The organism is Pantoea sp. MBD-2R (assembly GCF_039134845.1).
Classification (GTDB): domain Bacteria; phylum Pseudomonadota; class Gammaproteobacteria; order Enterobacterales; family Enterobacteriaceae; genus Erwinia.
This window is the reverse complement of sequence record NZ_CP152417.1, coordinates 15,965-40,352: the sequence shown is the minus strand read 5'-3', so window position 1 is coordinate 40,352 and position 24,388 is coordinate 15,965. Positions and strand designations below refer to the sequence as shown.

Annotated in this window: 25 protein-coding genes; 4 read left to right on the top strand and 21 right to left on the bottom strand. The window is 50.8% G+C overall.

Going from position 1 to position 24,388, the window contains the following annotated elements:
- Positions 1-167 precede the first annotated feature (167 nt).
- Positions 168-830 carry a 6-phosphogluconate phosphatase gene (gene yieH, locus AAGQ96_RS00190; RefSeq protein WP_147200462.1) on the top strand — a complete coding sequence of 221 codons (663 nt, stop codon included), beginning with the start codon at positions 168-170 and terminating at the stop codon, positions 828-830.
- A gap of 78 nt (positions 831-908) precedes the next feature.
- Here the strand turns inward: yieH and AAGQ96_RS00185 are convergent, their stop codons facing one another.
- From AAGQ96_RS00185 to pstS, 6 genes are all read right to left on the bottom strand, one after another.
- Positions 909-2,144: an MFS transporter gene (locus tag AAGQ96_RS00185; RefSeq protein WP_342754538.1), complete on the bottom strand. Its 1,236-nt coding sequence runs from the start codon at positions 2,142-2,144 to the stop codon at positions 909-911.
- A gap of 108 nt (positions 2,145-2,252) precedes the next feature.
- Complete coding sequence (phoU, locus tag AAGQ96_RS00180) at positions 2,253-2,987, bottom strand: phosphate signaling complex protein PhoU (RefSeq protein ID WP_147200459.1); 735 nt, start codon at positions 2,985-2,987, stop codon at positions 2,253-2,255.
- Positions 2,988-3,004: 17 nt separating this feature from the next.
- Entirely contained in the window at positions 3,005-3,775 is a 771-nt protein-coding gene (gene pstB, locus AAGQ96_RS00175) for a phosphate ABC transporter ATP-binding protein PstB (RefSeq protein WP_147200458.1), read from the bottom strand.
- 43 nt (positions 3,776-3,818) lie between these two features.
- Entirely contained in the window at positions 3,819-4,706 is an 888-nt protein-coding gene (gene pstA / locus AAGQ96_RS00170) for a phosphate ABC transporter permease PstA (RefSeq protein ID WP_147200457.1), read from the bottom strand.
- Complete coding sequence (pstC, locus tag AAGQ96_RS00165; RefSeq protein WP_147200456.1) at positions 4,703-5,665, bottom strand: phosphate ABC transporter permease PstC; 963 nt, start codon at positions 5,663-5,665, stop codon at positions 4,703-4,705. Before pstC ends, pstA begins: the two co-directional genes overlap by 4 nt.
- A gap of 59 nt (positions 5,666-5,724) precedes the next feature.
- Positions 5,725-6,774 (bottom strand): phosphate ABC transporter substrate-binding protein PstS, encoded by a 1,050-nt coding sequence (gene pstS / locus AAGQ96_RS00160; RefSeq protein WP_147200455.1) that lies wholly within the window; start codon positions 6,772-6,774, stop codon positions 5,725-5,727.
- Between the two features lie 347 nt (positions 6,775-7,121).
- Here pstS and AAGQ96_RS00155 point away from each other — a divergent pair, with 347 nt between their 5' ends.
- Both AAGQ96_RS00155 and AAGQ96_RS00150 read left to right on the top strand, forming a co-directional pair.
- On the top strand, positions 7,122-7,550 hold the full coding sequence (locus AAGQ96_RS00155) for a hypothetical protein (protein WP_147200454.1): 429 nt from the start codon (positions 7,122-7,124) through the stop codon (positions 7,548-7,550).
- Positions 7,551-7,558: 8 nt separating this feature from the next.
- On the top strand, positions 7,559-8,104 hold the full coding sequence (locus AAGQ96_RS00150) for a hypothetical protein (RefSeq protein ID WP_147200453.1): 546 nt from the start codon (positions 7,559-7,561) through the stop codon (positions 8,102-8,104).
- A gap of 42 nt (positions 8,105-8,146) precedes the next feature.
- Here the strand turns inward: AAGQ96_RS00150 and glmS are convergent, their stop codons facing one another.
- From glmS to AAGQ96_RS00125, 5 genes are all read right to left on the bottom strand, one after another.
- Positions 8,147-9,979 carry a glutamine--fructose-6-phosphate transaminase (isomerizing) gene (gene glmS, locus AAGQ96_RS00145; RefSeq protein ID WP_342754537.1) on the bottom strand — a complete coding sequence of 611 codons (1,833 nt, stop codon included), beginning with the start codon at positions 9,977-9,979 and terminating at the stop codon, positions 8,147-8,149.
- Positions 9,980-10,132: 153 nt separating this feature from the next.
- On the bottom strand, positions 10,133-11,503 hold the full coding sequence (glmU, locus tag AAGQ96_RS00140) for a bifunctional UDP-N-acetylglucosamine diphosphorylase/glucosamine-1-phosphate N-acetyltransferase GlmU (protein ID WP_147200451.1): 1,371 nt from the start codon (positions 11,501-11,503) through the stop codon (positions 10,133-10,135).
- Between the two features lie 251 nt (positions 11,504-11,754).
- Entirely contained in the window at positions 11,755-12,072 is a 318-nt protein-coding gene (locus AAGQ96_RS00135) for a phage holin family protein (protein ID WP_147200450.1), read from the bottom strand.
- A complete protein-coding gene (locus tag AAGQ96_RS00130; protein WP_342754536.1) occupies positions 12,069-12,590 on the bottom strand; it encodes a lysozyme in 522 nt (173 codons plus the stop codon). Before AAGQ96_RS00130 ends, AAGQ96_RS00135 begins: the two co-directional genes overlap by 4 nt.
- A 57-nt stretch (positions 12,591-12,647) precedes the next feature.
- A complete protein-coding gene (locus AAGQ96_RS00125; RefSeq protein ID WP_342755600.1) occupies positions 12,648-14,732 on the bottom strand; it encodes a glycosyl hydrolase family 18 protein in 2,085 nt (694 codons plus the stop codon).
- Positions 14,733-15,285: 553 nt separating this feature from the next.
- Here AAGQ96_RS00125 and AAGQ96_RS00120 point away from each other — a divergent pair.
- On the top strand, positions 15,286-15,717 hold the full coding sequence (locus AAGQ96_RS00120; RefSeq protein WP_342754534.1) for a winged helix-turn-helix domain-containing protein: 432 nt from the start codon (positions 15,286-15,288) through the stop codon (positions 15,715-15,717).
- An 83-nt stretch (positions 15,718-15,800) separates the two neighbouring features.
- Here AAGQ96_RS00120 and AAGQ96_RS00115 read toward each other — a convergent pair whose 3' ends face one another.
- The 10 genes from AAGQ96_RS00115 to rsmG form a co-directional block, all read right to left on the bottom strand.
- Positions 15,801-16,220 (bottom strand): F0F1 ATP synthase subunit epsilon, encoded by a 420-nt coding sequence (locus AAGQ96_RS00115; RefSeq protein WP_147200446.1) that lies wholly within the window; start codon positions 16,218-16,220, stop codon positions 15,801-15,803.
- A gap of 21 nt (positions 16,221-16,241) precedes the next feature.
- On the bottom strand, positions 16,242-17,624 hold the full coding sequence (atpD, locus tag AAGQ96_RS00110) for a F0F1 ATP synthase subunit beta (protein WP_147200445.1): 1,383 nt from the start codon (positions 17,622-17,624) through the stop codon (positions 16,242-16,244).
- Between the two features lie 31 nt (positions 17,625-17,655).
- A complete protein-coding gene (atpG, locus tag AAGQ96_RS00105; RefSeq protein WP_147200444.1) occupies positions 17,656-18,525 on the bottom strand; it encodes a F0F1 ATP synthase subunit gamma in 870 nt (289 codons plus the stop codon).
- A 54-nt stretch (positions 18,526-18,579) separates the two neighbouring features.
- A complete protein-coding gene (gene atpA, locus AAGQ96_RS00100; protein WP_147200443.1) occupies positions 18,580-20,121 on the bottom strand; it encodes a F0F1 ATP synthase subunit alpha in 1,542 nt (513 codons plus the stop codon).
- 14 nt (positions 20,122-20,135) lie between these two features.
- Positions 20,136-20,669, bottom strand: coding sequence for a F0F1 ATP synthase subunit delta (gene atpH / locus AAGQ96_RS00095; RefSeq protein ID WP_147200442.1), 534 nt, complete (start codon positions 20,667-20,669; stop codon positions 20,136-20,138).
- A 14-nt stretch (positions 20,670-20,683) separates the two neighbouring features.
- Complete coding sequence (atpF, locus tag AAGQ96_RS00090) at positions 20,684-21,154, bottom strand: F0F1 ATP synthase subunit B (protein ID WP_147200441.1); 471 nt, start codon at positions 21,152-21,154, stop codon at positions 20,684-20,686.
- A 216-nt stretch (positions 21,155-21,370) separates the two neighbouring features.
- A complete protein-coding gene (gene atpE / locus AAGQ96_RS00085) occupies positions 21,371-21,610 on the bottom strand; it encodes a F0F1 ATP synthase subunit C (protein ID WP_003849523.1) in 240 nt (79 codons plus the stop codon).
- A gap of 49 nt (positions 21,611-21,659) precedes the next feature.
- Entirely contained in the window at positions 21,660-22,475 is an 816-nt protein-coding gene (gene atpB, locus AAGQ96_RS00080) for a F0F1 ATP synthase subunit A (RefSeq protein ID WP_147200440.1), read from the bottom strand.
- 8 nt (positions 22,476-22,483) lie between these two features.
- A complete protein-coding gene (atpI, locus tag AAGQ96_RS00075) occupies positions 22,484-22,864 on the bottom strand; it encodes a F0F1 ATP synthase subunit I (RefSeq protein ID WP_147200439.1) in 381 nt (126 codons plus the stop codon).
- An 842-nt stretch (positions 22,865-23,706) separates the two neighbouring features.
- Complete coding sequence (gene rsmG, locus AAGQ96_RS00070) at positions 23,707-24,336, bottom strand: 16S rRNA (guanine(527)-N(7))-methyltransferase RsmG (protein ID WP_147200438.1); 630 nt, start codon at positions 24,334-24,336, stop codon at positions 23,707-23,709.
- Positions 24,337-24,388 lie beyond the last annotated feature (52 nt).

The following is a 24,388-nucleotide window of genomic DNA, read 5'->3' as shown; positions in this document are numbered from 1 at the left end:
CCTAACCGATAAATTTTAATTTGCCAGATAGCACAACGGTTTTTTCGCAACCGATTGCGCTGTAGATGCCCGAAGATCGCGGCATCTAACTGAAATTGACATTACAGGTCGCAATTCTGTTAAGGATCGTTACAGTGATGCAAAGAAAGCAAACCTGAGGAGGCACGATGTCTGTTAGCTGTGTGTTTTTCGATTGTGACGGAACGCTGGTGGACAGCGAACTGCTTTGTACCCAAGCCTACGTGAATACGTTCGCCCGGTTCGGTGTCGAACTGTCGCTACAGGAAATGTTTGAAAAGTACAAAGGCGTGAAGCTGTACGACATTATTGCGGATGTGTGCGCTGAACATGCTCTTAAAGCCAGGAAAGAGGAGATCGAACCGGCCTACCGTGAGGAGGTAGCCCGTTTGTTCGATGAGCAGCTACAGCCCATCGCCGGGGCGAAAGCCTTGCTGGAGAAGATCGCGGTCCCAATGTGCGTGGTATCGAACGGCACCGTGAGCAAAATGCAGCATTCGCTGGGCCTGACCGGGATGCTTTCCTTTTTTGATGACCGGTTGTATAGCGGTTACACCCTTTCCAGCTGGAAACCCGATCCAGCGCTGATGTTCCATGCGGCAAAAGAGATGTCTGTTCCCATTGAGCAGTGCATCCTGGTTGATGACTCCGAAGCGGGCGCCAAAGCCGGTATCGCGGCAGGTATTCCGGTATTTTATTACTGTGCAGATGCGCACAACAAACCGCTGGATCATCCGCTGGTAACAACGTTTGATGATATGGCGCAGCTGCCGGAGCTGTGGCGGGAAAGAGGCTGGGGGATTACGCGCTAGCCGATGACTCGCTAAGGGCGGCTCAGCGCAGTGATGGCGTGAAGTTGCCCTTTAGCCGCCCTTATCCGACCATGAATATTACCCAATTGCGCCCAGCGTATCCTCGTTGCCCTGCTTTTTAGGCAACAGGAACAGGGTGGCGAAAATATCCAGCAGATAAATAAGCGCCAGCAGCGTGATGGCCGCGTTAAAGGAGAGCTTCATTACCAGCAGGCCAATCACCAACGGACCAAAACCGCCCACGCCCCGCCCCAGATTGAACAACACGTTTTGCGCCGTTGCACGCACCTGTGCCGGATAGGTATCCGAGATCAGCGCGCCGTAGCCGCCAATCATACCGTTCACAAACATGCCCATTAACGCGCCGGTAAACAGCATTACGGTGGGATCGCGAAGCTGGGCATAAACAATAACCATGATGACTGCGCCAAACTGATACAGCAGGAAAATTTTCCAGCGGGCAAAACGATCGGCCAGCACGCCAAACAGCCAAATGCCGAAGGTCATGCCCACGACCGTCACCGCCGTCCAGAGTCCGGATTTGGTCAGCGTAAAACCGAAGTTTGAAGAGAGATAACCGGGCATCCAGATCATCAGCCCGTAATAACCAAAATTCTGCACCGAGCAGAGGATAAAGATCCCCAGGCTGGCTTTGGTCGTCGCAGTATCCTTAAACAGCAGCCTGAGACGTGCGCCGAAAGAGAGCCCCTGATTAACGTCGACATGTCGGGTAAAACCTTCCGGCTCACCCAGTCTCCGGCGAATAAAAAACGAAGCCAGCGCGGGCAGTAATCCAATCAAAAACATCCCGCGCCAGCCGATATAGGGCAGTAACAGCGGAGTGATAAAAGCAGCCAGCAGAACGCCTAACTGCCAGCCGATACCTACCCAGGCCGAGGCGCGGTTGCGTTTCTCCGCAGGCCAGGCTTCCGCAATCAGCGCCATACCAATGCCGAACTCGCCGCCAAGACCCACGCCCGCCAGCGTGCGCCAGGCCAGCAGATCCCAGTAACCCTGCGCTATCGCGCACAGACCGGTAAAAAGCGAGAACATCAGGATGGTCCAGGTGAGTACGCGAATGCGGCCAAAGCGATCGCTAAGATGACCAAAAACGATTCCGCCGATTACCGCGCCAATCAGCGTCCAGGTAACCAGCGAGCCAGCCTGCGATGGATTGAGCGCCAGAGAAACACTGATAGCGGGCAGCATAAAGCCCAGGATAAGCAGATCGAAGCCGTCCATTGCGTAACCGCTGACGGCGGCCAGCATCGCTTTGCCGGGCGTAGCGCCCTTTGCAGCCTGGTGAGGTGTCATGAAGAATCCCTGCCTGAATGAAATGTGAGGCAAGTATATGTTTACGCTGGCGGTCAGGCCAATAGCCTTGATAAACAGGCCAGCCAAAAGAGGCTAGCCAGTAGTCTGTCAGACGGGCGTATCTTTACTGCTTTCGCCCGTTAACAGTTCATCAAGCTTGTCGCCACCAACGTGGCGGAAATCCTGCCCTTTAACAAAGTAAAAGATGATTTCGCAGATGTTCTGACAGCGATCGCCAATACGTTCGATAGCGCGCGCACAGAACAGCGCGGTCAGCACGCTGGGAATAGTGCGGGGATCTTCCATCATGTAGGTCATCAGCTGCCGCACGATGCCCTCGTATTCCTGATCGACCTTCTTGTCTTCACGGTAAATTTCAATAGCCGCGCTCAGATCCATGCGGGCGAAAGCATCCAGTACATCATGCAGCATCTGAATCGTGTGATACCCCAGCGATTCCAGGCTCACCAGCAATGACTGATGCTGCTGGCCAAACTTCTCCAGTGCCGTGCGGCTGATTTTTTCCGCTACGTCGCCAATGCGTTCCAGTTCGGAAATGGTTTTAATAATCGCCATCACCAGACGTAAATCGCTGGCGGTAGGCTGACGCTTGGCGATAATCCGCACGCAGGCTTCATCGATCGACACTTCCATCATGTTGACCTTCTGATCGCCGTCAATGACCCGCTGCGCCAGCTCGCCGTCCTGATTGTGCATGGCGATGATCGCGTCCGTCAGCTGCTTCTCCACCAGCCCGCCCATGGTCATGACCTGGGTGCGGATATGCTCCAGCTCGGCGTTGAACTGCCCGGAGATATGTTTATTCAGATTCAGGTTATCCATGATGTGCTCCAGGCAACTCAGCCGTAGCGGCCGGTAATGTAGTCTTCAGTTTGTTTCTGGTGCGGCTTGGTGAACAGCGTGTCGGTGTCGCTGAATTCAATCAGCTCGCCCAGATACATAAATGCCGTGTGATCGGAACAGCGCGCCGCCTGCTGCATGTTGTGGGTTACGATAACGACGGTGTAATCCTGCTTCAGCTCGGTGATCAGCTCTTCGATACGTCCGGTAGAAATCGGATCCAGCGCCGAGCACGGTTCGTCCAGCAGCAGCACTTCCGGCCGAATAGCGATGCCGCGAGCGATACAGAGTCGCTGCTGCTGACCGCCGGAAAGGCTGTAACCGCTTTGATGCAGCTTATCTTTGGTTTCATTCCACAGGGCGGCTTTACTCAGCGCCCATTGTACCCGCTCGTCCATATCGGCACGGGAAAGTTTTTCAAACAGGCGCACGCCAAAAGCGATGTTATCGTAAATTGACATCGGGAACGGCGTCGGTTTCTGGAACACCATCCCGACGCGCGCGCGCAGCAGGGCGATATCCTGGCTGGCGGTCAGAATGTTTTCGCCATCCAGCAGGATCTCGCCTTCGGCGCGCTGCTCAGGATAGAGCGAGAACATCTTGTTGAAGGTGCGCAGCAGGGTAGATTTACCACAGCCTGACGGGCCGATAAACGCCGTGACCTGGTTTTTAGCGATATCCAGATTAACGTTTTTCAGCGCATGAAATTTTCCATAATAGAAGTTCAAATCGCGAACCTGAATCATATTTCCGGCGGTATTGTCAGCCATTCTCTTTCTCGCTTGTTTGCGCCGCCGCAGCCGCGCATCTTAATTAGTGTTTGCGCTTGGAAAAAATCACGCGTGCCAGGATATTCAGTACTAACACGCAGAGAGTAATCAGCAGCACGCCAGCCCAGGCCAGACTTTGCCATTCGGCAAACGGGCTCATGGCGAATTTAAAAATGGTTACCGGCAGGTTGGCCAGTGGCTGCATCAGGTCGGTGCTCCAGAACTGGTTGGACAGCGAGGTAAACAGCAGGGGAGCCGTCTCGCCGGCAATGCGTGCAACGGCCAGCAGAACACCGGTCAGAATGCCGGATACCGACGCTTTCAGCGTGATGGCCGAGATCATTTTCCATTTTGGCGTTCCCAGCGCGTAAGCCGCTTCACGCAGGCTGTCCGGCACCAGTTTCAACATGTTTTCCGTGGTGCGGATAATGATGGGGATTTGCAGCAGCGCCAGCGCGAGCACGCCAGCCAGACCGGAGAAATGCTGCATCCGCGCGACGACCAGCGTATAGACAAACAGGCCAACCACGATGGACGGTGCCGACAGTAGAATGTCGTTGATAAAGCGGATCACTTCAGCCAGCCAGCCTTTACGGCCATATTCCGCCAGATAAATGCCCGCCATAATGCCCAGCGGTGTGCCGATCACGGTAGCCCACAGGATCAGCAGGCCGCTACCCATAATGGCATTCGCCAGACCGCCGCCAGCCGTATTGGGTGGAGGCGTATTTTCGGTGAACAGCGACAGCGTCATGCCGTCGAAACCGCGAGTCACGGTGGCCCACAGGATCCAGACCAGCCAGAACAGGCCAAAAGCCATCGTCAGCAGAGAAAGCGTTAGCGCAATGCGGTTTTTCATCCGCCGCCACGCCTGCATTTTACGGCGTGATGCGTCCAGTTCGGCGCGCGATTGCAAAGCCATCATCGTCATGAGCGTGCTCCTTCACTTTTTGCCAGGCGCAGGATCATAAATTTCGAGCAGGCCAGCACGATAAAGGTAATCACAAACAGGATCAGCCCCAGCTCCATCAGTGCGGCGGTATGCACGCCCGATTCCGCTTCAGCAAATTCATTCGCCAGCGCCGAGGTGATGCTGTTACCCGGCATAAACAGCGAGGCGCTGTCGAGCTGGTAGGTATTGCCGATAATAAACGTCACCGCCATGGTTTCACCCAGCGCGCGGCCCAGTCCCAGCATCACGCCGCCGATCACACCATTTTTGGTGAACGGCAGAACGATGCGCCAAATCACCTCCCATGTGGTGCAGCCAATGCCATAAGCCGACTCTTTCATCATCACCGGCGTCTGTTCAAAGACGTCACGCATGACAGAGGCGATATAGGGAATGATCATAATGGCCAGGATAATCCCGGCGGCAAGAATACCAATACCGAAAGCCGGGCCGGAAAAGAGCATGCCGACGATAGGAATATTCGCCATCAGCTCGCCGAGCGGCGTCTGGAAATAAGTGGCAAACAGCGGGGCAAAAATAAACAGACCCCACATGCCGTAAACGATGCTGGGGATCGCTGCCAGCAGCTCAATCGCCATGCCTAACGGACGACGCAGCCAGTTTGGCGCCAGTTCCGTCAGAAACAGCGCGATGCCAAAGCTAACCGGAACGGCGATAATCAGCGCAATAACCGAGGTGACAACAGTGCCGTAGATGGGCACCAGCGCACCAAACTGTTCGTTGGGCGCATCCCAGGTTTTGGTCCATAAAAAAGAAAAGCCGAACTTTTGTATGCTGGGCCAGGATGAGATAACGAGTGAGACAATAATGCCGCCAAGCAGCAACAGGACAATCAGCGCAGCCAGTTTTACCAGCGCGCCGAAAAGGATGTCGCCCTGCTTGCCGGGGGGATTAAATGTCGGCCTGGTCGTAGCCATAGAATTCTCGATAGTAGAGGTTCAGGGCGGCGCAGCGTCCGCCCGTAACTTTTAGCCGTTTAATCAGCCTGGTACAGCGCTTTACCTGAGCTGTCTTTCACATTGGTTTTCCAGGCTGCACGAACCTGTTCAACAACGGAATCTGGCAGAGAAGCATAATCAAGGCTGTTGGTGGTCGCAGTGCCGTTTTTATAAGCCCAGTCGAAGAACTTCAGCACGGCAGTCCCTTTCTCAGCGTTCGCCTGCTCTTTTTGCAACAGGATGAACGTGGTTGAGGTGATCGGCCATGCATTCTCACCTTTTTGATAAGTCAGATCCTGAGCAAAAGATTTGCTCCAGTCTGCACCCTTAGCCGCATCGCTGAAGCTCTGCTCGCTCGGCTCAACTGCTTTGCCATCGGCATCCAGCAGTTTGGTGTAAGCCAGGCTGTTCTGTTTGGCATAAGCGTATTCAACATAGCCGATAGAGCCAGGCAGACGCTGAACAAAAGCGGCCACGCCATCGTTACCTTTCCCGCCAAGGCCGACCGGCCAGTTAACGGTGTTGCCTTTACCAATTTTACTGTTCCAGTCGCTGTTCACTTTTGCCAGATAGCTGGTAAACACGAATGACGTACCGGAACCATCAGCACGGCGTACCACGTTAATATTGCTGTCCGGCAGTTTTACGTCGGGGTTCAGTTTAGTGATGGCCGGGTCGTTCCATTTTTTAACGGTACCCAGATAGATGTCGCCAACGGTTTTACCATCCAGCGTCAGCTGACCGGATTTTACGCCTGGGATATTCACCGCCAGCACGACGCCGCCAATCACGGTTGGGAACTGGAACAGACCATTTTTTTGCAGATCTTCTTCTTTCATTGGCGCGTCCGAAGCACCGAAGTCGACCGTTTTTGCAATAATCTGTTTTACGCCGCCCGAAGAACCGATGCCCTGATAGTTAACCTGAGCGCCCGTTGCCTTATTGTATTCCGCCGCCCATTTGTTATAGACCGGTGCCGGGAAAGTCCCACCTGCGCCAGTAAGATTGTCGGCGGCAAAAGCAGAAACAGCGCTCAATGAAAGGGTTAAAGCGATACATTGAGCCAGCGTTTTTTGCATCAGTGTCATGTTCCCTCCAGGGGAGTAAAGTCAGGCTACATGCCGTTTTATCAGTAATAATGATTGCTGCTGGAGGCAAAATAGGACAGTTTGATGACAGTGAAATGTAGAAAATATGACAGTTTTGTGACAACTAACTCATCTTTCCTCCTTACAGGAGTAGTCTTTTTTCGAAAGCAAAAAAAGGATTCAAATATTAAAAATTTGAGTTAATCCAGCAACATTAATCATTTTTTGTTGCCCGCTTTCGTTCAGGAGTGTAAAACCCTCTTCAGGTAATAGATTTTACCAGACCTTGATCGCTGTCTGTGAAACCACGATCAAGTACAACAATGGATGTTGTAAGAGGGATACTTATGACTATTAAAAATTTTTATTTTTCACAGTTGGCTGACATGCGTATAGAAGGCGTAGGCATACATGCAAGCTTCTCAATTTCTCTGGTTGTAAAAGATGAAAACACAACTGACGGAAAAAAAATATATATCTCTGCAGCAGGTAAAACTGCTGCAGTTAAAGCTGCTGGTTCGGGAGTAGCTTTGTTTTGGTGTAAAATAAGAAATAACATAGATAACCATGAAGCTATTTTACAAAAAAAATTTAATGAAAGATTTGCAGTAGGAATCGATGAGATTCTCATTGGCAGTACAGAATTTTTTATTAAAAAAAACGATAAATCTGCCTCAATCATCGTTGAAGGCGGATACGTAATCTCAGGTTACACAGGCCAGATTGTGCCTTTTCCTAAAAGTCTCAAAAGAGTCATAAATCTTACTCCTTTTTAGGTAAAATAATGAAAAAATTAATTTTTATGATGTTATTTTCATTCTGGTCAGGTTACTCCCTGGCGACAGGTGCTTACGCTGACAAAGCAACGCAGGAAGTTTCAGAGCTTGTCTCAGGATATTTGAAAGCCGACGATCACAACAAACTTGTAATAATTGAAAAGATTGAATCCATTGTAAAAAATAATCCCGACAACGGTAATGTGAAAAATATGTATGCGAATATTCTGGTAGCCGACGGGCAGTATCTTAAAGGGCTCAAAGAAATTGAAAGTATAAATATTAAAAATAAGAGACCCGTATCATCCCTGACTGAATGCATGCTAAAAGAAAAACTCTCCATGCCATACAATCAATGTTACAAAGAAGTAGTCAAGTTATCTGAAAAAGAAAAAACAAAAGATATTAATTATCTTGCAGCTTTATATTTAGGCAGCGACAAAAGATTTCCAGCAGAAAAAGAACGTTTACTTCAGCAAGGGAAAATAACCACTGAGGAAGTGGAACATTTCAATTTGGACAGAAATAAATATATAAATGAAATTTTCCCATAATATTTTGCTGTGCCATACAGGCACAGCAAAATTCAGAACCCGTTACTCGACCGTGACAGACTTCGCCAGGTTACGCGGCTGATCCACATCGGTGCCTTTAATCAGCGCCACGTGATACGAGAGCAGCTGAAGCGGGACGGTGTAGAAGATCGGAGCAATGATCTCTTCCACATGCGGCAGCGAGACAATCTGCATACCCTCGGAGCTGGTGAAACCCGCGTCCCGATCGGCAAAGACATACAGCAGGCCGCCACGAGCACGCACTTCTTCGATATTCGACTTCAGCTTTTCCAGCAGTTCGTTGTTAGGTGCCACAACGATAACCGGCATATCCGCATCAATCAGCGCCAGCGGGCCGTGCTTCAGTTCGCCCGCCGCGTAAGCTTCTGCATGAATATACGAAATCTCTTTCAGCTTCAGCGCCCCTTCCATCGCAATCGGATACTGATCGCCACGGCCAAGGAATAAGGCGTGATGCTTGTCGGAGAAGTCTTCTGCCAGCGTTTCGATCAGTTTGTCTTGTGACAGCATCTGCTCAATTCGGCTTGGCAGCGCCTGAAGACCGTGAACGATATCGTGCTCAATCTGCGGATCCACACCCTTCAGACGACCCATCTTCGCCACCAGCATCAGCAGGACGGCCAGCTGGGTGGTAAAGGCTTTGGTAGAAGCCACGCCGATTTCGGTGCCCGCTTTGGTCATCAGCGCCAGATCGGATTCACGTACCAGCGAGGAGCCTGCCACGTTACAAATTGCCAGTGAACCGAGGTAGCCCAGCTCTTTTGACAGGCGCAGTGCCGCCAGCGTATCGGCCGTTTCGCCAGACTGCGACAGCGTAATCAACAGGCTGTTTTTACGCACGGCAGATTTGCGATAGCGGAATTCTGACGCGATTTCCACATCACAAGGTATGTTTGCCAGCGCTTCAAACCAGTAGCGTGACACCATTCCTGAATTGTATGAGGTACCGCAGGCGATGATCTGAATATGTTCGACCTGGCTCAGTAGCGCGTTAGCATCGGGTCCCAGTTCAGAGAGATCCACTTCGCCATGGCTGAAACGCCCGCTAAGGGTGTTTTTGATTGCCATTGGCTGTTCATAAATCTCTTTCTGCATGTAGTGACGGTACAGGCCTTTGTCACCCGCATCGTACTGCACGTTGGATTCGATTTCGTTGCGCTGTACCCGATCGCCATTACGATCGACGATGGTAACGTCGCGACGGGTAACTTCAGCGATATCGCCTTCTTCCAGGTAGATAAAGCGACGCGTCACCGGCAGCAGCGCCAGCTGGTCAGAAGCGATAAAGTTTTCGCCTACACCACAGCCAATCACCAGTGGGCTACCGGAACGGGCAGCGACCAGCACGGACGGATCGCGGCTGTCCATGATCACCATACCGTATGCGCCACGCAGCTGAGGAATAACTCGCTGTACGACTTCACGCAGCGTGCCGCCGTACTGCTTCTGCTCCCAGTGCACTAAATGCGCTACAACTTCGGTATCGGTTTCGGAAGCAAAATGATAGCCACGCGCCATCAGCTGCTCGCGCAGTGGTTCGTGATTCTCAATAATGCCGTTATGAACAATGATGATGTGTTCTGAGATATGAGGATGCGCATTGGCTTCTGAAGGTTCACCATGCGTTGCCCAACGGGTATGTGCGATACCGGTGCCGCCTGTCAGCGGCGTCGTTTCCGCCGCTTCTGCCAGTTTTTGCACCTTACCCAGTCGACGAAGACGGGTAACCTGCCCTTCTGCCGTCACCACAGCAAGCCCGGCAGAATCATAGCCGCGATATTCCAGGCGACGTAATCCTTCAAGAAGGATCTCAGCGATATCACGCTGCGCTACTGCTCCAACAATTCCACACATAGTAGTTTTCCTGACGTTATGGCCTGAGCCATTAACTTTGTCTTCTGACCTGTTTGTTCCGGTATTTTCCGGTGCCCCGAGCCTTGTAGAGAGTGGGGCTTATCATTATGACTGCTTCAATCAGGCGGCTCTCTGGCCGCCTTAAGGTGCTGCTTATTGTTTCTTAACCGGACGCTGCCAGCCTGTTTTCAGCTGCTGATCCCGACGATTGTAGACCAGGCCTTTGGCTGCCACGTCTTTCATCACTGTCGTTCCGGCAGCGATGGTTGCCCCGGCAGCGACGGAAACCGGCGCTATCAGTTGCGTATCTGAGCCGACGAACACGTCGTCGCCAATAACCGTTAGCGATTTATTTACGCCGTCATAATTGCAGGTAATCGTTCCGGCACCGATATTCACGTTGGCGCCAATTTCTGCATCGCCCAGATAGCTCAAATGGCCCGCCTTCGAGCCTTTACCCAGCGAGGCTTTTTTCATTTCAACGAAGTTGCCAACGTGTGCCCCTTCAGCCAGCGAGCTACCGGGACGTAACCGAGCGAAAGGCCCGACGGTGCAGGTCGCCGCCAGCTCTGCATTTTCCAGCACGCTGTAGGGACTGATTTCGCAGTCATCACCAATAACACAGTTTTTCAGTATGCATCCGCTGCCAATCTTCACGCGATCGCCGAGATGAACGCGGCCTTCTACGATAACGTTAGTATCAATCACCACGTCACGGCCATGCGTCAGCTCGCCCCGCAGATCGAAACGAGCCGGATCCTGCAACATTACGCCTGCCAGCAGCAGCTTTTCAGCTTGTTCTGCCTGGAAAACGCGTTCCAGCGTCGCCAGCTGAAGCCGGTTATTGACGCCGTCGGTTTCCGAATTGCGGGAAGGATGCACCGCTTCAGTGACACGTCCTTCCTGATGCGCGAAGGCAATGATGTCGGTAATGTAGTACTCGCCCTGCGCGTTATTATTGGTCAGTTTGCTCAGCCAGCGCTTCAGATCGGCGCCGTTAGCCAGCAAAATACCGGTATTGATTTCGCGGATCGCCAGCTGTTCCGGCGTGGCATCTTTCTGTTCCACAATACCGACAACTGAACCCTGTTCGCGAATAATGCGGCCGTAACCCGTCGGATTATCAAGGATAACAGTCAGCAGCGCGATTCCGCCTTTGGGTTTAGCGCTGCGCAGGCGCTGGAGCGTTTCTGGCGAAATCAGCGGCACGTCGCCGTAGAGCATCATGATGTCTTCATCATCGGCAAAGAAAGGCGCAGCCTGCTGCATAGCATGGCCGGTGCCCAGTTGCTCTGCCTGGAGCACCCAGTTCAGCGAGGGATCGGTTAAGCGAGATTGTAGTAACTCGCCGCCATGGCCATAGACCAGGTGGACTTTATCAGCACCTACGCCGTTAGCCGCGTCGATAACGTGCTGTACCATCGGTTTACCGGCCAGCAGATGAAGAACTTTAGGAAGGTCGGAATACATACGGGTTCCCTTGCCTGCTGCAAGGATCACCACACTCATCGCGCTGTTTGACATAAACATCCTGCTTCTGATTTTGGCGAAAAAAATCTGCTTTCCACGCCGAAAAGTAAAACCATTTTGCGGCATAAATACTACTTCTTTTGCCACTCAAAAATACTTCGGTCATGGCTGATAAAAGAGGAGGAGATCTGAGCGACCTTCCCTCAATAGCAGCGGGCATGATATCACCAAAACTGTGCCATTCCTTCAGGATCTGGGCACCTGGCGGCGGTGAAAGCCGATGATGCAAAATTACTTAAAAAAAGTTACGCTTTTCTTTGTCCCAGCCACAGGCTCAGGCGCTTTTGCAGCAGCAGGATAATTTCACTGCCGCTGGTGCCGGCGACTCCGGCAAAAAACAGCGTCTGGGATGTTGTGGCATTGAAATCGACACACAGTAAACCGATTAACAGCCCGGTAAACATCGATACGATCAGATGCTGTAGAAATGTTTTCAGCCGGTGCGCGTTGCAGGGCTTGATTCGCTGATGAAGAATATAACTCACCACGCCACCCATCCCTGAAATGACGACCGCATCCAGAAGATGATGCTCAGATAAAAAGACCCATAGTAAAGGACTCATCGCGGCAGCCCTCCTGAAGCAGCGGGCTGGAGAATGACATCCGTCGCCAGGCGGCGCTTGCGAAGAAAAAGATTCTTCTCATGTTCTCTGCGCAGTATCAGGTCTTTTTTTACAGTATTGCCCGCATAGATCCATGAGCCAAACTGCTCTGCCGCGGCCGCATAACATCCCTGATTAAGAAACAAAAGAAGCGCAGATGGCTGCCCACTTCTCAGTTCCACCAGCCCGCTTTTTACCCCTCGCTGTCCGGCACCCACACTGAAAAGAAAAGAACAAAGCGCATCGAACTGATTTTGTGAAACGGGAACCTCGATGACGTTGTTAAGCAGCTCGCTGCATTTCAGCAGATCCTGCTTTAGCCATTCATCCGCTTCTTCCTGAGTAATGACCTGGTTTTCACAGATATTCTCTCTGTGCCCATAACCGATAACCCGGATATTCATATCATCAAGACTGGCACTTAGAATAAGTTTCTCGTGGCTTTTAATGAAATTAATACCCGCACTGGAAATATTCATTTTCTTACCATAAACAGAATAATGCTCCCGAAGGAGCATTAAATTAAAATGACATTATCAGAGATAATCCCATGGCTTACCGAACTGTCCGGTCGTTTCTTCCAAGCCCGGTTCGGAACCCTGTGACCAGAATTTACCGATGAAGTTAACGCCTTTGTGGGTAACTTTACTGCCTTCCAGGTAAGTTGCCGTTGCGCTCCATTGTGGATAGTCAGAAGGCACTTCAGGATTAACAGGCACATCCGGTACGACTGGCTCATCTGGTACGACTGGCTCATCCGGCGTAACGGCTGCCGCAGGCGCGATAATAACTTTATAAGAAGCCATATCGGTTTTACCGTTCGCAGCGGTCACGGTCAGCAGCACTTCCACCACGGTTTCAGTGGTCACGGCTGGCAGAGCAACATTCGTTTCGCTGGCCTGCGGAGAAACAATTTGCACGTTACCGGTGCTTGACCATTTGTAGCTGGCTGCTTTTGCAGATTTGTCAGCCGAGAAAATTAACGTGCTGCCGCCCACTGCTTTGACGGTGATAACCGCCGTTGGCATGGTGTTATCTTCCGGATCAACAGGCTCTACAGGATCAACAGGCTTAACCGGCGTTTCACCCTCAATATTGATACCTTTGAAATAGAAAGGAGACATATCAATATTCTGCTGAACAATAGGGCAATCCATACCTTCACGACCCGCATTAACCAGCAGGCCATTGTCGTTATCGATAGTCCAGGTGAACAGACCGCCCAGACCTTTTTCAATAACGTAGCGGGCTTTTTCACGAACGGTACGTGGGGTATCAATAGAATGGAAAACTTTTGACGTAGGGCTGTAGAGATAATCCGCACAGGCTTCATCATCGGTATAAACGTTAAAACCGTTACGACCAGACTGATTTTCCAGATCCAGATAGTTATTAATGACGTCATACCATTCCACACAGCCTGATTCAAACGTACCGGCGGTTGTACCGTTACCGTCATAAGAACCTTCGAGTGGAGAGAAAGAACGGATTTCACCGCCTTTGGCACTGCGTGAATAGCCTGCGTAACCAATGTTGATGGCTTCAGGATCGACACCCAGGTTCAGCAGATATTCCACTGCTTCTTCCAGGCTATAGGTCGAATTTTGGGTTTTATACAGGTTAGCATGATGACCCAGACCGTCCGCCCACGGCGTACCGAAGAAGTCATAAGTCATCAGGTTGATGCCATACAGACCCACTTCCAGCAGACCTTTGATATTGGAATGCTGTAACACTTCCACGTTAGCTGAAGAAGCGATGCTGATTTTTACATGGCTCATGTTATTGGCGATCAGCGCTTTGTGCAGCGTATCAATCAGCACGGCGTAGTTGTCGCCGTCTTCCGGGCCATGTGGGTTGCCTGCGCCTGGCGCATTGGGGTATTCCCAGTCGATATCGATTTCAGAAAACATCGGAAAGCGGTTGAAGAAATCAATGATACTGGCAACCAGCGTATCGATAGCGCTCTGGCTTTTCGCCAGCTCGTGGAACGCATCACTCATGGTCCAGCCACCGAGGCTGAAAGAGAGCGCCAGATCGTGGCCCTGTGCTTTCGCGTTTTTCTGTAAGTCGCGCATCGCACCCAGCACACCCTGTAGGTTAGGGTGATTTTGATAGAAGCAGTCTTCCTCGATATCGGAACCAATGCTGCCAGCACCAAAACCGAACGCTTTCCAGCCGCTAAAACCACAGTTGATATAGGACTGGCAATCGCCCCACGGATCCAGGATGGTCATTTCATTGGTTTTTTTCAGCGTTTGTTTCGCTGCCAGCTCAATTTTTTCCCGATTATCACCTTTATCACCAACGATACCGGTAAAACCAAAAATGATTTTATCGTAAGCGGTTGGGTCTAATTTAGTGATGTCAATCCCACGGCCACGGCCCGCTTTGGCGATGTTGCCATTATTATCAACCTGACGTTGATCGTAATGCGCCCAGTCAGTGTAGTAACCAAACAGCTTAGGTTTATTAGCGGTGTTATATTTGTTATACACACGTTTCGCTACGCGGCCGGAAGTATAGCTGAACTCAGCGGTATTCGTTGCCGGGTTAAAGCCATCCGCAGCATAGGATTGCTCGGTTAAAAGATCTTTTTGAATCAACTTACTCATGATAATTCCTTCTTTTGCGAGGGTTGCGTTTCCGTTTGTATTGAATCTTCATATCACTACCCCGCTGAGTCTCTTCCTTAACCCCTGGCGTTTCCAACCATAAATAAAGAGTAATATTGAAAAATCATTGTAAGAAACCTGAGGCGCCATCAAAAATATTATTAATAGCAACGCAGTTTAAACAAAGGGTGATTTCTTATGATAACTTTCACTCTTAAAAATAAATGGAAGGTAAACAATTTTTACTCTTGCCTGAGGTTTTTTGCTCAGTGTAGCCGCAGCCAGCCCAGTCAGGATAAGGCTTTGCTCCTGCGGGCATGCACTTTTTGCGAGCGAGGTGTTAATAATTGCAAGACAGATATTCTTTTTTGCCTGTTATATTGCGCTCCAGACGGCGACTGGAAGCATCTGGCTAATATTTATGAACGCAGTAAGTCATTAAGATAAAATCGTTAATAACGTATAAAATTAATTACGGTTATCTTATTTCTCTGACAACGCCTCATACTTCTTTCGCCATAACGATTTATAACCTTCATTATGAACGAGTAGCCGGTAAATGAACAAAAAAATCCATCTTGGTAATAACATCTTCTTTTCGGAAGAGACTAACCAACTTATCAATGGTGCTATTAAATTAAGTATCAGTGAAAAAGAGAAACGACTGCTGAGTCATTTTATCCGGCACCCTGATACTGAACTGACCAAAAGAAATTTGATTGGCGTGATTTGGGAACAGTGGGCGGAAACAACGGATGATGCCAATTTGACACAGCTGATTTACAAAACACGACGGGATCTGGCGGCCGTAAACCTGACCAATTGCATCAAGACCATCCCCGGCAAAGGCTATCTTTTTATTTCCGATAAAGCGGATGAGGCGGTCATTTACCACAAGCCGAGATATGAACGCCTCATTGGTTCGGTTATTACGTTCATCGCCTTTATCATCCTGATCTATACCCTCATCTACTGTTTTCATCCGGCCTGATTGGCGCGGTGTTGCTGGCTGACCGTAAGGCAAAAAAAATGCCAGTCAGTTTCCTGACTGGCATTCTGTAGCTTAAACCTGAGTTACATCGCTTTTTTGGTCAACTCGATCACGCGCAGTTTGGCGATCGCTTTAGCCAGTTCAGCAGATGCAGTAGCAAAGTCTACATCGCCATGAGAGCTGTTCATGTGCTCTTCAGCTTTGCGCTTCGCTTCCAGGGCGCGAGCCTCATCGAGGTCGGTGCCGCGGATCGCAGTATCAGCCAGCACGGTAGCCGCGCCAGGCTGTACTTCCAGCATGCCGCCAGAGAGATAAATATACTCTTCGTCGCCGTGCTCTTTAACGATACGGATCATACCAGGTTTAATGGCGGTCAGCAGCGGGGCGTGGCCAGGGAAAATCCCTAACTCACCTTCGCTACCTGACACCTGGATTTTCTGCACAGTGCCGGTGAACATCTGCTGTTCTGCACTGACAACGTCCAGGTGATAAGTCATAGCCATAGTTAACCTCCAGAGAAACTCTTACAGTTTCTTCGCTTTTTCCACAGCTTCTTCGATGGAACCAACCATGTAGAAAGCCTGCTCTGGCATATGGTCGAATTCACCGTCCATGATGCCTTTAAAGCCACGGATGGTATCTTTCAGCGACACATACTTACCAGGTGAACCGGTGAAGACTTCTGCCACGAAGAACGGCTGAGACAGGAAGCGCTGCATCTTACGAGAGCGAGCAACCACCAGCTTGTCTTCTTCAGACAGCTCGTCCATCCCCAGGATGGCGATGATGTCTTTCAGTTCCTGATAACGCTGCAGCAGCGACTGAACGCCACGCGCTACGTCGTAGTGCTCCTGGCCAACAACCAGTGGATCCAGCTGACGGCTGGTAGAATCCAGTGGGTCAACCGCTGGGTAGATACCCAGAGAAGCAATCTGACGGCTCAGTACCACGGTTGCGTCTAAGTGAGCAAAGGTGGTGGCTGGTGATGGGTCAGTCAAGTCATCCGCAGGAACGTAAACGGCCTGTACGGAAGTGATTGAACCGGTTTTGGTTGAGGTGATACGTTCCTGCAGAACGCCCATCTCTTCCGCCAGCGTTGGCTGATAACCTACCGCAGAAGGCATACGACCCAGCAGTGCAGAAACTTCTGTACCGGCCAGGGTATAACGGTAGATGTTATCGATGAACAGCAGAACGTCACGACCTTCGTCACGGAACTTCTCAGCCATAGTCAGGCCAGTCAGCGCGACGCGCAGACGGTTTCCTGGTGGCTCGTTCATCTGACCATAGACCAGAGAAACTTTATCGATAACGTTAGAGTCGGTCATTTCGTGGTAGAAGTCGTTACCTTCACGGGTACGCTCGCCCACACCGGCAAATACGGAGAAACCTGAGTGCTCAGCCGCAATGTTACGGATCAGCTCCATCATGTTTACGGTTTTACCTACACCCGCACCGCCGAACAGACCAACTTTACCGCCCTTAGCGAACGGACACATCAGGTCGATAACTTTGATACCGGTTTCCAGCAGCTCCTGAGAGTTGGACTGGTCTTCGTACGAAGGTGCTGAACGGTGGATAGCCCAACGCTCTTCTTCGCCGATATCGCCTTTCATATCGATTGGCTCACCCAGCACGTTCATGATACGGCCAAGTGTTGCAGTACCGACGGGTACTTCGATTGGGTGCGCAAGGTCTGCGACTTCCAGGCCACGCTTCAGGCCATCGGAAGAACCCATCGCGATGGCGCGAACCACGCCGCCACCCAGCTGCTGCTGAACTTCCAGCACCAGACGGGCATCACCATTTTTAGTCTCAAGCGCGCTGTACACCTGTGGTACTGCGTCCTGAGGAAACTCGACGTCAACAACGGCGCCGATTACCTGGACAATTTTTCCAGTAGCCATTCTGAATCCTCTACCTAATTCGTTAACCTGGTTAAACCGCGGAGGCCCCACCGACAATCTCGGTAAGTTCCTGGGTGATGCTGGCCTGACGAGCCTTGTTGTATACCAACTGCAGCTCTTTGATCAGGTTTCCGCCGTTGTCGGTCGCAGCTTTCATCGCCACCATACGCGCGGCCTGCTCGCTGGCCAGGTTCTCTACAACACCCTGGTAAACCTGAGACTCGACGTAGCGACGCAGTAACGTGTCCAGCAGCGCTTTCGGATCCGGCTCATACAGGTAATCCCAGGTACTCTTCTTCACCACGCCTTCAGTTTCTTCTGCTGGCGGTAACGGCAGCAGCTGAACGATTTGTGGAGACTGGGACATGGTGTTGATAAATTTGTTGCTGACAATAAACAGCTTGTCGATACGACCTTCGTCGTAGGCTTGCAGCATCACTTTCACTGGGCCAATCAGGTCAGACAGGGAAGGTTTATCCCCCATGCCGGTAACCTGGGCAACCACGTTGCCACCGACAGAACGGAAGAATGACAGACCTTTTGAGCCGATAATCGCCAGATCGCTCTCGACGCCTTTATCTGCCCAGCCTTTCATATCAGCCAGCAATTTTTTGAACAGGTTAATGTTCAAACCACCACAAAGCCCGCGGTCGGTAGACACGACCAGGTAGCCGACGCGCTTAACGTCACGCTCATCCAGGTAAGGGTGTTTGTACTCCAGATTCCCTAACGCAATGTGACCAATCACTTTGCGCATGGTCTCTGCATAAGGACGGCTGGCCGCCATGCGTTCCTGCGATTTACGCATCTTGGAGGCGGCGACCATTTCCATCGCTTTGGTGATCTTTTGCGTGTTCTGCACGCTTCCGATCTTACTACGTATCTCTTTTGCGCCGGCCATAAGCTTCTCCTCAAAGCCTTGCGGCCTGCCCCTTAAAGGACAAGCCGCCAGACATTACCAGGACTGGGTTTTCTTGAACGTTTCGAGCAGGCCTTTCAGCTTCGCTTCGATATCGTTGTTGTAGTTACCAGCCTGGTTGATTTCAGCCATCAGCTCATTGTGCTCACGATCCGCATAAGCCAGCAGCGCTGCTTCGAAGCTGCCTACTTTCGCCAGTTCGACGTCAGTCAGGAAGCCACGCTCTGCGGCAAACAGCACCAGACCCTGCTGCGCTACGGACATCGGCGCATACTGTTTCTGTTTCAGAAGCTCGGTCACTTTCTGACCGTGGTTCAGCTGTTTACGGGTCGCTTCGTCCAGATCGGAAGCGAACTGAGAGAACGCTGCCAGTTCACGATACTGTGCCAGTGCGGTACGGATACCACCGGACAGTTTCTTGATGATCTTGGTCTGCGCAGCACCACCCACACGAGATACGGAGATCCCTGGGTTAACTGCAGGACGAATACCAGAGTTGAACAGGTTGGTTTCCAGGAAGATCTGACCATCAGTAATCGAGATTACGTTGGTCGGAACGAACGCGGAAACGTCACCAGCCTGAGTTTCAATGATTGGCAGCGCGGTCAAAGAGCCGGTTTTACCTTTCACTTCACCGTTGGTGAAACGCTCAACGTACTCAGCGCTAACGCGAGAAGCACGCTCCAGCAGACGGGAGTGGAGATAGAACACGTCACCAGGGAATGCTTCACGACCTGGTGGACGACGCAGCAGCAGGGAAACCTGACGGTAAGCAACAGCCTGTTTAGACAGGTCATCGTATACGATCAGTGCATCTTCACCGCGGTCACGGAAGTATTCGCCCATGGCGCAACCTGCATACGGAGCCAGGTACTGCAGAGCAGCAGACTCAGAAGCCGTTGCCACAACAACGATGGTGTTAGCCAGCGCGTTATGCTCTTCCAGTTTACGAACCACGTTAGCGATAGTAGAGGCTTTCTGACCGATAGCCACATACACACACTTGATGCCAGAATCACGCTGGTTGATGATTGCATCGATCGCCATTGCGGTTTTACCGGTCTGACGGTCACCGATGATCAGCTCACGCTGGCCACGGCCGATTGGGATCATCGCATCGACAGCTTTGTAACCAGTCTGTACAGGCTGGTCAACGGACTGACGGTCGATAACGCCCGGTGCAATCACTTCAATTGGCGAGAAGCCGTCGTTATCAATGGCACCTTTGCCATCGATTGGTGCACCCAGGGTGTTCACCACACGACCCAGCAGGCCACGGCCTACCGGAACTTCCAGAATACGGCCAGTACACTTAACTTTCATGCCTTCGGCAAGGTCAGCGTATGGGCCCATCACTACTGCACCTACAGAGTCGCGCTCGAGGTTCAGTGCGATTGCGTAGCGGTTGCCTGGCAGTGAGATCATCTCACCCTGCATAACATCGGCCAGGCCGTTTACGCGGATGATTCCGTCACTGACAGAAACAATAGTACCTTCGTTGTGAGCTTCACTCACGACATTGAACTGAGCAATGCGCTGCTTGATCAGTTCGCTGATTTCGGTGGAATTCAGTTGCATATGCTCCAGTCCCCTTAAGACTGCAAGACGTCTGCAAGACGCTCAAGACGGCCGCGTACGCTGCCGTCAATGACCATATCACCCGCACGGATGATTACGCCTGCCATTACAGACTTATCGATTTTGCAATTCAGCTTAACTTTGCGTGACAGACGTTTTTCCATAGCGGCGCTGATTTTATTCAGCTGTTCGTCACTCAGTGTAGTGGAAGAGATTACCTCAACTTCCGCAGTCGCATCGTATGCGGCACGTAGCTGGATAAACTGAGCCAGTACATCGGGAAGCGCGGGTAAACGTTTGTTTTCAGCCATGACCTTAATCAGGTTCTGACCGGCTTCATCCAGTTGATCACCACAGATAGCGATGAACTGCGCAGACAACGCTTCCGGCGCTAACGCGCCGGAAAGGAGTTCTGCCACTTGTTCATTGCTGGCTACCTGGGTAGCGAACGCCAGCATCTGCTGCCAGCGATCGACACTTTGATGCTCAACAGCAAAGTCAAAAGCTGCTTTGGCGTAGGGGCGAGCTACAGTAGTAAATTCAGACATCAGCCCCTCCCTCCTTACAGTTCAGCGACCAGTTTATCAACGATGTCGCTGTTAGCAGCTTCATCCACGGAACGTTCAATGATTTTCTCGGCGCCGGCAACAGCCAGCATCGCGACCTGCTTACGCAACTCTTCACGTGCACGTTTGCGTTCGGCGTCAATTTCAGCCTGCGCCTGGGTGACGATCTTGTTACGTTCCTGCTCAGCTTCGGCTTTGGCTTCGTCCAGGATCTGCGAACGACGCTTATTAGCTTGTTCGATGATTACCTGAGCTTCTTCTTTCGCTTTTTTCAGCTGGTCGGTCGCATTAGCCTGCGCGAGATCCAGATCTTTTTTGGCACGTTCAGCGGAAGCAAGGCCATCAGCAACTTCTTTCTGGCGCTTTTCGATAGCAGCCATCAGCGGCGGCCATACGTACTTCATGCAGAACACTACAAACAGGATGAACGCGATAGCCTGGCCGAGGATTGTTGCGTTTAAGTTCACAGCACAATGCCTCTTGTTAAGTTAACTTTCTTCTACCCCTATCTTTCAAGCTGTAGCTGCGTTAGCGGCCCTCTCTCACTCCAGTCACTTACTTGAGTAAGCTCCTGGAGATTCATTCGGTTGCTGCTTTGCTACAACTTGAAATCTACGGGCATAAGTAGAGCAATCTTTAAAACCCATTCATCGACGGGCTAAGCCCTGTGATGAACAATCGAGTTACGCGACAGCAAACATCACGTACAGGCCCAGACCAACAGCGATCATCGGGATTGCATCCACCAGACCCATTACAACAAAGAACTGCGTACGCAGCAGAGGGATCAGATCCGGTTGACGCGCGGCGCCTTCCAGGAATTTGCCTCCGAGGATGCCGATACCGATTGCAGCACCGATTGCCGCTAAGCCCATCATCACAGCGGCAGCCATGTACAGCAGATCCATATTCAGGTTTTCCATGACAGTCTCCAGTTTGTTTCAGTTAAAACGCAGTAGTGTTAATAAAAAATCAATGTTCTTCAGATGCCATCGACAGATAGACAATCGTCAGTACCATGAAAATGAAAGCCTGTAGCGAAATGATCAGGATGTGGAAAATGGCCCATGGCACACTCAGAACCCACTGTGACCACCACGGCAACAGACCGGCAATCAGGATAAAAATCAATTCACCCGCATACATGTTGCCGAACAGTCGCAGACCAAGTGAAACCGGTTTGGACAGCAGGCTCACACCTTCAAGGATCAGGTTGATCGGAATGAAGATAGGGTGATTGAAGGGTTGCAATGTCAGCTCTTTAGTAAAGCCCCCAATGCCTTTCATCTTGATGCTGTAGAACAGAATCAAAATAAATACGCCAAGTGCCATAGACAGCGTGACGTTTACGTCAGCTGAAGGCACAACACGCAACGCTGGCAGACCCAGGAGATGCTCGCCAACATATGGCAGCAAATCGATAGGCAGCAGGTCCATGAAGTTCATCAGGAAGACCCAGACGAAAATCGTCAGAGCCAGCGGAGCGATTAGTTTGCTTTTACCGTGGTACATGTCGCGGACGTTGCTGTCGACAAAGCCAACAACCAACTCTATCGCGGCCTGCAGTTTTCCCGGTACGCCGCTGGTGGCTGATTTCGCAACTTTACGAAACAGCACCAGGAACACCAGTCCCAGCACCACAGAGAAAAACATGGAGTCGATATTTAATACCCAGAACGACGGAGCGTCGTGCGGATTCACTAGCTCGAAGGTACGCAGATCAAGCTGAAGGTTATTCAGATGATGACCTATGTATTCCTGCGGCGTAGAGATTTCTCCTGCAGCCATGATGCCTCTTACCCTTTGTTGTTAATTACAGCCGGTGCGACGATTTGCACAATCAGCACCGATAACCAGGTCAGTCCGAGCGGCGTAAATGCCGCCCCAAATACCGCCAGCGCCACGACAAGCAGAAGAATGGTTGTCAGAACCTTCGCCACTTCACCTAAGGCAAAGCTCCAGGCGACGCGCCCTTTGACCGGGTCTCCCGCCTGATGACGCCAGGCAAAAATCATAAACAGAATGTTTGGCAGCCAGGCCGCCAGACCACCCGCAAGCGCGGATAAGCCCCAGGTCAGATCCTTCAGGGCAAACAGCGCACCGATGATGACCAAAATCACCAGTTGCAGGAGCAACACGGTTCGGGCAAATTTTACTCTGTAAAGGGACACTGACATGACGCTAAAACTCTCCTGCCCCATCCGGGGTATGTCGCGTGTCGTATAAAACTGCCTTTGCCGCTTTGAGTCAAGCAGCAAAAAACGTGCAAATTATACGGTGCGTCCCTGCGATTTCAATGGATAAGTAGCGAAAAGGTGAACAATTATTTAAATTTCTTTCGCCAGCCCTGTTTTTCAAAAGCACGCAGAACGGTAAACAGGCAAAAATTCCCTGCAAAGCCGCTTAAATACTGGTCATAAAGCGTGCCCAAGATCACAATTCAGTAATATATTCATTAATATACAAGCCAGATTATTCCTGGTGTTAATTAATTTAATACTTTAAAAACAATAACTTCTAACAAAACACCGTCACTTATTTTTTGTAGTTACCGGTTTTCTGATTAAAAGCATTAATTGACATCCTTCATAACTAAATTTTTCAGACTTTACGCCACGCTATCCGCATTTATAAAGAGGATATAATCCCCTCCCCTGCCGCTGGAATTTTCATTATCGCGCGGCAAGGTAAATTCCTTGATAACACAATGTGACATTTAGGTTAAATGTAAACAAGCGTGACAGATAATTTCAAGGTGATATTTTAACCTGACAGAAACAATTTAGCGGTCGAAAAAAATCTGCGTATTTCCCTCAAAAGGCTAAATTTGCACCACCCTTTTTCACTCACGGCGGCCGGGCTTTCCAAAAGCCGCCCCGAATGTGTCTGACCTTAAGCTAAATTGAGCGACATAAAGCACTTACTGCCTGTGTGCCTATTGATAAAACAGGGCATAATCGAGCTAAAAAACTCAAAAAAACCCATCATAAGCGGATAAATAACCGCCAAAAAGCGCGTCTTATCCGCCGCTTTTTTTGCCGTTTACTATCACCAGATGACGCTCGCCTTCCAGCTGCGGCACAGAAAGTCTGACCACGCGATTGAGGGTAAATCCTTCCGCCAGAGCAGCAATTTCCTCTTCAGGAACTACCCCTTTTAGTGCGTAAAAGTGCCCATTTTGGCCAGGAAGATGATGACACCAACTGAGCATATCATTCAGCGAGGCGAACGCCCGGCTTATGACCCCATCAAACGGCGGCTCTTCGCTAAACTCTTCTACCCTGCTCTGCACCGGCGCAATGTTATCCAGCTTCAGCTCATGCTGAACTTGTTTAAGAAAGCGTATGCGCTTGCCTAAGCTGTCCAGCAGGGTGAAATGTGAATCAGGACGGACAATCGCTAACGGCACGCCAGGTAATCCAGGACCGGTTCCCACATCGATAAAACGGCTGCCCTGCAAATGCGGCTCAACCACGATGCTGTCCATGATGTGGCGAACCAGCATCTGTTCCGGGTCACGCACTGAGGTCAGATTATAGGCCTTGTTCCATTTGTGCAGCAGTTCTACATAGCCAACCAGCTGCTGTTTTTGCTGATCGGACAGAGTTATCTGGGCGGCACTGAGCAGCGAAGAGAGTTTATTAATCACAATGGCATCCGGTAATGATGTTAAAAGGGGCGAAATTATCGCCCCTGAAGTA